An 8,587-nucleotide genomic window follows, 5' to 3' on the forward strand; every position below is an offset into this window, starting at 1 on the left:
AGCCCGAGCGCCGAGCGAGGGTCAACGTGAACCCTCGCTCGGCGCTCGGGCTCGGACCAACACGAATCAACCAGACTTGGTGTGAGTCGCGGTCGGCGCCGGCTTCCGGGAACGGGCTGGCGGCGAGCCGCAGCGCGCCCTCATGTCGGGGGAGGGCGCGCCGGGTTCTCGGGCCGCGGTGGTTGGCTCCGCGGGCCGCGCCTACTTGTCCTGCAACCCGAGGGCGATGCCGGCGAGCGCGAACGGGTGGACCGGCCCCGGCCAGCCGGCGGTCGCCTTCTTCTCGCCGTCGCGGTTGCGCGACTCCTTCGTGTTGTGGCGCGCGACCCACATGCGGCCCCAGGCGTGCCCGGCCCGCACCTTCTTCGGGTCGTCGGGCACCTCGACCCACGTCTCGTCGGGCCGCTCCTTCGGGTTCCCGGCGAGCCGCCAGCGGACCGCGTCGCCCCGCGCCCACGCCTTCAGGCCGTCGTCGGCGAGTGCGTCGGCGAGCGTGCGGGCCTGGTCGTGCTTCCCGGCGAGCGAGGCGAGTTGCGCCAGCCGCAGGACGAGCGACGGCGCGAGCGTCGATTGCTTCCCGCCCCTGCCGACGATGGCGACCGCGGCGTCGAGCGCCGGGCCGGGCTCCTTGGCCCACTCGGCGCACAGCGCGACCGCCTTCAGTTGCGTGTCGGGCTGTTGGGCGCGCAGCGCGAGGGCCAGCGCCTCGGCGGGCTTGTCGTCGATGAGCAGGAGCGGGGTGTTGACCAGCACCGCCCGCGGGTCCGGGAGCGCGGCGGAGCCGCCCGGTACGGGGACCGGCTTGTCGAGTTGCTGGGCGATGAACAGCGCCTGGGCCGAGTACGGGTACGGGTTCCCCTTGAGGCCGCCGGTGCCGGTCCCGGCCTTCAGTTCGGTGGCGACCTGCTTGGCGGCCGCCGAGCTGCGGTCGGCCCGGAACACCTCCAGCGCGATCACCGCCCGCGCCTCGGCGCTCTCGGCGTCGGAGAACATCGCGACCGGCAGCAGGTCCGTCGCCATGCTCACCTGCCCCTGCTTCACCAGTTCGCGGGTGAGCCGGCGGGCGACCGCGGCGCGGAACTCGAAGTCGGCCGGCTGGAGCAGGTTCAGCGTGGTCGTGAGTTCCTGGTGGATCGTGTGCGTCCGCTCGTTGAGCCGCATGGCGCGGCCGGGCGTGACGTCCGGCTGCCACGGGTAGCGGAGCTGCTCCTTGACTTGCTCGTCGGTGCCGGCGAAGGCGAGCGTCGCCAGCGCGAGTTCGGCCGCGACCGCGTACCGCTCCGGCCCCGGCGGCTGCTTGCGCACGTCGTTGCGGGCCTTGTCGAATTCCGTTTGTGCGTCCTTGAGCTTCAGGGCGTCGCGGTTCTCCAGCGCCTTGTCGAGCGCGTACTCGGCCGCGGCCCCGTACAGCAGTGCCGACGACAGCCCGAACCCGGCCGGCGACATCTCGGCCTCCTTCGCTCCGAACTCCTTGCGGGCGTCGGCGATCAGTTGCACTTCCTTCGTCTCGCCCCGCGACCTGACGAGTGACCAGATGCCGAACACGGTGCCTGCGACCAGCGCGACGACGCCGATGCCGAGCAGCACGAGCGGCTTGATCGACTTCGGCTCGTACAGTTCCTCGAGGAGCCCGGCATCCTCCAGCGACTTGCCGGAGACGTTCCGCACCTCGTTGTTGCTGACGACCCCTTCGAGCTTTTCGAAGTTCTCCTTGGCTCCGCTCGGGAGCTTGGTCTTCGGGTCCCGCCAGTTGGTCGGGGTCGCTTCCTTCGGCTCGGGGACCTTCTGGCGCTGGCGGCACTCGGGGTTCGGGCACAGGGCGTTCTTGCCGGCCTTCGACCACGGCTCGGTCCACTTGTGCTCGCAGTACGTGCAGGTCATCGGGATGACCTTCTCCTGCACGGGCGCGTCTTCGACCTTCGGCGGCTCGTCGGCGAGGGCGTCGAGCGCGAGTCGTTCGAGGGCGGCGGTGCTGGGCCCCTTTCGGAGGTCGTCCGGGACCGTGACCGGGGCCGGCACGGTGATGACCTTGCGGCAATCCGGGTTCTTGCACTTCGCCTGCTTCCCCGCCAACTTGTCGGGCAAGTTGTAGGCGAACTGGCAGTGCGGGCAGTTGAACGCGATCGCCATGTCGGGAGTTCCGCCGTGAGCCGGGAGAGAGCGAGACTTGCTCACCCATTATCCACGAGAAACTGGCCGGCGGCAATCACTTGATTCGCGCCAAGAGCATGTGGTCTTTGGCGAGCGGGGGGGCGTGAGCCCCCCGAGTGAACCGCCAAAGACAAGAACTCGGGGGGCTCACGCCCCCCGCTCGCCGAAGCCTCACACCTCGACGCCGACGATCTTCTCCGTGTGCCGCACCGACAGGCCGCCGAGCAGCCCGAACATGCGGTCGCGGAGCCAGCACTTGAGCGGGCTCTCGTAGGCGAACAGCTTGCCCAACTGCCACGACTCGGTCGTGATCTGTGCCGTGCGGTCGAACCGCGATTGCTCGTAGGCCAGCAGCCCCGCGTCGGCCGTTTCGGCGCGCTTGAGGCACTGTGCCAGAACGTACGCGCTCTCGATCGCCTGGCACGCGCCCTGGCCCAGGTTCGGCGTCGTCGGGTGCGCCGCGTCGCCGAGCAGCGCCACGCGGCCCGCGACCCACTTCCGCACCGGCACGCGGTCGAAGATGTCGTTGCGGAGGATCGCGGCGTCGGGCGTCGCCGCGACCGCGGCCGGGAACGCCGGCCACCAGTCGGCGAACCGCTTCAGCAGCTCCGCCTTGTGCCCGTGGGGGCCGGCCGCGCCGCCCGGCGGCACGTTGGCGGTCGCGAACCAGTACGTCCGCCCGCCGCCGATCGGCAGCATCCCGACCTGCGAGCCGCGGCCCATCGCGAGCACCGTCACGCCGACCGGCACCTCGGGCCGCTCGATGAGCCCGACGCCGCGCCAGGCGGTGTACCCGGCGTACCGCGGCGGCTCCGGGCCGAGCAGTTGGTTCCGCACCAGCGACTTGATGCCGTCGGCCCCGACGAGGATCTGCCCGCGGACCACGTCGCCCTCGGCGAACAGCGCCGACGCTCCTTTATCGTCCGGGGTGTAACCCACGCACGTCATGCCGAACTGGACGTTCTCGCGACCCACGGCTTCGGCCAGCGCCGCTTGCAGGTCGGCCCGGTGGACGCCGACGGTGGGCGCGCCGAGTTTGGCCCCGAGCGCGCCGAAGTCGGTCCGCACGAGCACCCTGCCGCGCCACGACCGCAACTCGCTCGTGCGGACCGGGGCGGCCGCGGCCTCGATCGCTTCACCGACGCCGAGCGTGCGGAGCACCTTCACGGCGTTCGTCCAGAGCGTGATGCCGGCCCCGACCTCGCGGAGTTCCGACGCGCGCTCGAACACGCTCACGTCCCACCCCTCACGCTTCAGCGCCAGGGCCGCCGTGAGGCCGCCGATCCCGGCACCGACGATCACCGCTCGCGGCATAACTGCTCTCGGAGAAGGACGTTGTGGTGATGCGTGCGGCGGCGCGTTCGCTCCCCGAGTGTCAGGATACGGAACGCTCGCGGGAACCGCACATCCGGCACAAAATGCCCGGCCCCCGCCGGCGAATACCAGAGATAGGGCACTCGAAGCCCGAATCGCGGGGCGGATGGGCGCCCCGACAACGTGAGGTGCGTCAGATGTTGAAGAAACTGGTCGTCATCGGGATCGTGGCCGCCGTCGCCATCCCCGCCGTCAAGAACATGAAGGTCGGCTCGTACCTCCGGTCCGAGATCGACAGCTTCCAGGCCCACGTCGAGTCCCGCATCCCGCCCGAGCGCGAGATCGTCCGCCTCCGCAACGAGATCAAGCTGCTCGACAAGGACATCATGACGGTCGTGTCGCAACTGGCCCGCGAGCGGGTCGAGGTCGCCCAGCTCCGCGAGAAGGGCGACGACCTGCGGGCGCGGCAGAGCCACGACAAGGAACTGCTCCAGGCCCGCGCCGCCGCCACGAAGAACGCCACCGAGCACGTCGCGTTCGGCGACCGCAAGCTCAGCACGGCCGAGGCCAAGGCCGAACTCGAAGAGGGGGTCCGCCGGTTCACCGCGAACCAGAAGTCGCTCGACGCGATCGACTCGGCCGTGAGCAACCGCGAGAAGGTGAAGCTCGGGCTCGAGCGGCAGCTCGACGCGATGAAGAACCAGAAGGTCGAACTGACGGCCGCGGTGGACTCGCTCGAGGCCGAACTGACCGCGCTCAAGCTCCAGCAGATGGAGAGCAAGTACCAGACGGACGACACCCGCCTGTCGAAGATCAAGGACGACATCCGGGCGCTCAAGACGAAGGTCGCCGTCGAGCGGGAGAAGCTGGCGCTGATGCCGTCGGTCCTGGAGCCGGCCCCGACCCGGGCCGCCGCCGCGAAGAGCGTGGACGACATCATGGCCCCGCTGGCGCCGAAGCCCGCCGCCAAGCCGACGGAGTGACTAAGACCGGAAGAGATTTATCCGCAGATTACGCAGAAGACACAGATTTGAAGACAGAGGACAGAGATCAGAAGTTTGAGACCACGGGGTCCTCTCTTCTGCCCTCTGCTCTGTGTCTGAAAATCTGTGTCTTCTGCGTAATCTGCGGATAAATCTCTTCTTCCCCGCCCCTGCCGCTCACTTCCCCGGGGCGGCTTCCCACGCGAACGCCCCCTGGGCCGCCCGCAGGCGGACGCGGGCCTGGTGCCACGCGACCACCTCGGCGACCACCTCGGCCCGTGCCTTCAACACCTCGGTGCGCGAATGCGCTTCCAGAAGCTCCGCCCCGGGCTGGTCCGCGAGCCGCTGCTTGACCGCGTCGGCGAGCTTCACTTCCAGGCCCGCGAGCCGCTCGCGGGCGCGGCCGATCCGCGTCACCTGCGCGTCGAGGTCGAGCAGCGCGGCCCGCGTCTCGTCGGCGACGGCCCGCTCCCGTTCGGCAATCAGGTCGAGAAGTTGCTTGCGGCGCACTTCGAGTTCCGCGAGTGCGGCGGGGTCCGGTCCCTGGTCGCGGCCGAGCAGACGGCGGAGTGTGAGCGGGAGTCGCTGGTTCGGCAGGGCGCTGTTGGCCTTCAGGAGCTCGCGGACGTCCGGGAGCGTGTCGGGTGTGAGCCCGTGGTACAGCGCCCGCAGCCCGCGGAGTTCCGGCCGGTCGGCCAGCGCCGCCGCGACCGCCGCTTCCGCGTCCCGAGCCGCGGGATCGACCGCGAAGTCGGCGGCCGGCCACAGGCGCTCGGCCGCCGGCTGGTACGGCAGCCCGAGCCGCCGCTTCAGGTCGAGGTTCAGGAGCCGCGAGGCGTGCTCGGTCTGTTCCAGGTCCGTCGCGAGCTGCGACCGCTTGCGGGTCAGTTCGCCGACGTCGAGCGGGAAGCGGATGCCGGCGGCCTGGGCCTTCTTCGCCCGGTCGAGCTGGCCGTCGAGCACCGGGAAGCCGTCGCGCAGGAGTTGCCCGCGGGCCTCGGCGTCGGCGAGCTGGAAGAAGCGTTCGAGCGCGTCGGCCGCCGCCCGGTTCCGCAGTTCGAGTGCGGCGTGGGTGCGAACGGACCGCTGGAGTTCGTCGCGGGCGGGGTCGCAGTCGCCGCCCCGCGGTGGAACGCGGCTCCCCTCGTCGAGCAGGTTCGCCGCCCCGGAACTCGCCGCCGCGAACAGCACGCAGTCCCGCTCGGTCAGCTTGCGGAAGGCGTCGCCCTGCACTCCGACCGCGGTGCGTGCGGGCGGGACCGGGACGTCCCTTCCGTCGAGGGCGAGAGCAACCGGCTCCGTCAGCGGGAGGTCGCGGGCGACCGGAGCGGCGGTGGGCTGTCCCGGGCGCGGCGCGACCGCGGGCCGGGTGTGGTGACACCCCACCGCGACCGTCAGCAGTAACGACACGCGCCAACAGGCCATAACTACCCCGGACGACGGAGACCACCGGCTCGTCTGTGATCGACCAACGGACCGGGCGGTTTGAACGCTTCGGCACACGGGAGCGGATTTTCCGTCTGTGCGGGCCGACGAACGCGGAACTGGGGGACCTGGGAGGTCGGGGTCGAGGCGATGGAGCGACCGGAGTTCTTGTGAAGCGCCCACCTCCGGTCGCTGACGCTCCCGGCTCGCCGGGCAACTGGGCTCCTCGACCGCGGGCGGGACCGGAGTCCCATCGAGTAATTTTGCCCGGACTTGACGCGGCTAGACCGTCCGGTCTAATATGGCTTCACGGAGTTAGACCGACCGGTCTGTTTTCAGGATGTGATGAGCGACACCCCGCCACCTCAGGAGCCCCGACCCGCCGGCGTTCCGGAGTGCGTGTGGGACGTTGAGCCGCCGGGGCTGACGGACACGGCCCGGAAGCGCCGCGAGGAGATCATGGCCGCGGCCGAGGCGGTTCTCGCGGAGGACGGGATCGACGAACTCTCGCTCAAGAAGGTCGAGGACCGGGCCGGGATGAGCCGCGGGCAACTGACGTACTACTTCCCGACCCGCGAGTCGATCCTGCTGGCGGTGTACGACCGGATGATCCGGCGGATGATCCGCTCGTTCCTGGACAGCGACGGCCCGAAGCCGATGACCGGCCGCGCCTGGGACTGCTTCCGGTTCGGGCTCGGCAAGCACCTGGAACTCGGGAGCGAGGAGCGGGGTAAGGATCTGTTCACGCTCCTGTTCACGTTCCTGGCCCGGATGAACCAGCGGAGCGAGTACCGCGACAAGCTCTCGGAGATGTACCGCGGGTGGCGCGACCACATCGCCGCCGACGTGGCCGACAGCGTCCCCGAGCCGCGGCCGATCGACCCGCGGATCGTCGCGAGCGTGCTGCAGGCGCTGATCCAGGGGTTGCAGATCCAGTTGATGATCGACCCCGCGGCGTTCGATCGGCCCGCGATGCTCGACGCGTGCGTCCGGCTGCTCGCCCCGATGTTCCAGCGCGGCGCCGGGGCTTCGAGTTCCGAGTTTGACGTTTCACGTTCGAGCGGGGATCACTCGCCGCCCGATCCGAACGCGAAACATTGAAGTCGAAGCTGCCGGGGTAGGAGTCGGGTTCGTGCTTGGCTCGGTGGGGCAGACATCCTTGTCTGCCGCCCGAAGCGACTGGAGGTAGACAAGAATGTCTGCCCCACCAGTTCCAAGCGACTCCTGCTGGTGTTCGGTTCCGTGACCGCTTGAGGGAGTCCCGACTCATGCCGACCGCCGCCGAAGTGCCCGCGCCGTCCGTCAACGGCGAACTCATCAACCGCGTGCAGCAGCTCCGCCTCGCGGACCAGCTCGGCAAGGGCACGGGCGGCTCCGGCCGCGGGTCGTGGCTGCCGTGGGTGCTGTGCGGCATGATGGCCGTCACCTGGGCCGGCGTCGGGGTCCGGTGGTACAAGGCCGCCGAGCCGGGCGCCGGGGGCGCGCCCGGGGCCGCGGGGCCGGTCGCGAGCGGGCCGGGTGCCGGCGGCCCCGCCACTTCGGGCGGCACGAACCAGGCTCCGGCGGCGGCGGCCGACGCGCTCGTCCTCCAGATCAAGGGAACGGTCACCCCGTTCCTCCAGATCAACCTGAGCCCGGACGACGTCTCGGGCATGGTGCAGCAGATCACGTTCAAGGAAGGGGACCGGGTTACGAAGGGAACGGTCCTCGCCCGCATCCGCAAGGACCGCTACCAGAACGACTACGACGTGGCCGCGGCCTCGCTCGTCGCGGCCCAGCAGCGGCTCGCCGACCTGGGCCGGGACGCGGTCCGGCCCGACGAGCGGCGGCAGGTGCAGGGCGAACTCGACGAGGCCAAGGCGATGCTGGTCCGGGCCGACCAGGAGGTCCAGCGGATGAAGATGCAGAAGGCCGGCGGGGTCGTCTCGCAGCAGGACTTCGAGAAGGCCGAGGCCGACCTGCACGGGGCCGCGGCCCGGGTGTCGCGGCTCGAGGCGACGCTCGCGCTGCTGAACATGGGCGCGCGGAAGGAGAAGGTCGCCGCCGCCCAGGCCGAGGTGATCCAGGCCGAGGGCCGGCTCGCCGAGTCGAAGCGGCTGCTGGAGAACTGCGAGGTCCGGGCCCCGATCGACGGCACCATCCTGACCAAGCTCGCGGACCGCGGGGTGCTCGTCAGCCCGATGTCGTTCAACGTCGCGGCCGGCATCTGCAGCATGGCCGACCTGTCCGACCTGGAGGCCGAGATCGAGGTCCGCGAGGACCAGATCAAGGACGTCCGCGTCGGGCAGCGGTGCGAGATCGTGGCGACCGCCGACCCGGGCCGCACCTACGCGGGTCGGGTGGACCGGGTCATGCCGATCGCCGACGACACGAAGAACATCATCAAGGTGCGGGTGAAGATCCACCTGCCCGCGGGCGAGGCCGCCGGGTCGTTCCTCAAGCCGAAGATGAGCACCGTGGTGCGGATCTACAACACGGACGTCCCCGAGAAGAAGTGACTCGGCGGGCCGGGGACGTCAGTCGCCCGGTTGTGATTCAATCGTGGCTCACCGGGGGATGCTCAGCGGAACTCCTCCTGGGATCCGCATGAAGTGGTTGGCGGGCCGCCACGGAGGGCGGCCCCTACCAGCGAGTTCGCGTTTGGTTTGTCGGGGGCGCCCACCCTGGCGGCCCCCCGGAGGCCCACGAGTAGACCCAGCAAACAACAGCCGTCC

The 8,587-nt window shown here is 70.4% G+C and carries 6 protein-coding genes; 3 read left to right on the top strand and 3 right to left on the bottom strand.

The annotated features are described in order from the left end of the window. Window positions 1–201: 201 nt before the first annotated feature. Both ACTIGN_RS14150 and ACTIGN_RS14155 read right to left on the bottom strand, forming a co-directional pair. Window positions 202–2,130 (bottom strand): hypothetical protein, encoded by a 1,929-nt coding sequence (locus ACTIGN_RS14150; RefSeq protein ID WP_439624865.1) that lies wholly within the window; start codon window positions 2,128–2,130, stop codon window positions 202–204. A gap of 192 nt (window positions 2,131–2,322) precedes the next feature. Continuing rightward, complete coding sequence (locus ACTIGN_RS14155) at window positions 2,323–3,465, bottom strand: FAD-dependent monooxygenase (RefSeq protein ID WP_439624867.1); 1,143 nt, start codon at window positions 3,463–3,465, stop codon at window positions 2,323–2,325. 197 nt (window positions 3,466–3,662) lie between these two features. Between ACTIGN_RS14155 and ACTIGN_RS14160 the strand changes: the two genes are divergently transcribed. Continuing rightward, on the top strand, window positions 3,663–4,448 hold the full coding sequence (locus tag ACTIGN_RS14160) for a hypothetical protein (protein WP_439624869.1): 786 nt from the start codon (window positions 3,663–3,665) through the stop codon (window positions 4,446–4,448). A 177-nt stretch (window positions 4,449–4,625) separates the two neighbouring features. Here the strand turns inward: ACTIGN_RS14160 and ACTIGN_RS14165 are convergent, their stop codons facing one another. After that, window positions 4,626–5,873 carry a hypothetical protein gene (locus tag ACTIGN_RS14165; protein ID WP_439624871.1) on the bottom strand — a complete coding sequence of 416 codons (1,248 nt, stop codon included), beginning with the start codon at window positions 5,871–5,873 and terminating at the stop codon, window positions 4,626–4,628. A gap of 345 nt (window positions 5,874–6,218) precedes the next feature. Here ACTIGN_RS14165 and ACTIGN_RS14170 point away from each other — a divergent pair, with 345 nt between their 5' ends. Then, complete coding sequence (locus ACTIGN_RS14170; protein ID WP_439624872.1) at window positions 6,219–6,974, top strand: TetR/AcrR family transcriptional regulator; 756 nt, start codon at window positions 6,219–6,221, stop codon at window positions 6,972–6,974. Window positions 6,975–7,141: 167 nt separating this feature from the next. Next, window positions 7,142–8,371, top strand: coding sequence for an HlyD family secretion protein (locus tag ACTIGN_RS14175; RefSeq protein ID WP_439624874.1), 1,230 nt, complete (start codon window positions 7,142–7,144; stop codon window positions 8,369–8,371). Window positions 8,372–8,587: the final 216 nt, after the last annotated feature.

It is taken from the genome of Gemmata sp. (assembly GCF_051859125.1).
Classification (GTDB): Bacteria; Planctomycetota; Planctomycetia; order Gemmatales; family Gemmataceae; genus Gemmata.

Excerpts from the sequence above, each read along its gene's own strand:
- ACTIGN_RS14150 (WP_439624865.1), bottom strand. The coding sequence starts at position 2,130 with ATGGCGATCGCGTTCAACTGCCCGCACTGCCAGTTCGCCTACAACTTG.
- ACTIGN_RS14160 (WP_439624869.1), top strand. The coding sequence starts at position 3,663 with ATGTTGAAGAAACTGGTCGTCATCGGGATCGTGGCCGCCGTCGCCATC.
- ACTIGN_RS14175 (WP_439624874.1), top strand. The coding sequence starts at position 7,142 with ATGCCGACCGCCGCCGAAGTGCCCGCGCCGTCCGTCAACGGCGAACTC.
- ACTIGN_RS14170 (WP_439624872.1), top strand. The coding sequence starts at position 6,219 with ATGAGCGACACCCCGCCACCTCAGGAGCCCCGACCCGCCGGCGTTCCG.
- ACTIGN_RS14165 (WP_439624871.1), bottom strand. The coding sequence starts at position 5,873 with ATGGCCTGTTGGCGCGTGTCGTTACTGCTGACGGTCGCGGTGGGGTGT.
- ACTIGN_RS14155 (WP_439624867.1), bottom strand. The coding sequence starts at position 3,465 with ATGCCGCGAGCGGTGATCGTCGGTGCCGGGATCGGCGGCCTCACGGCG.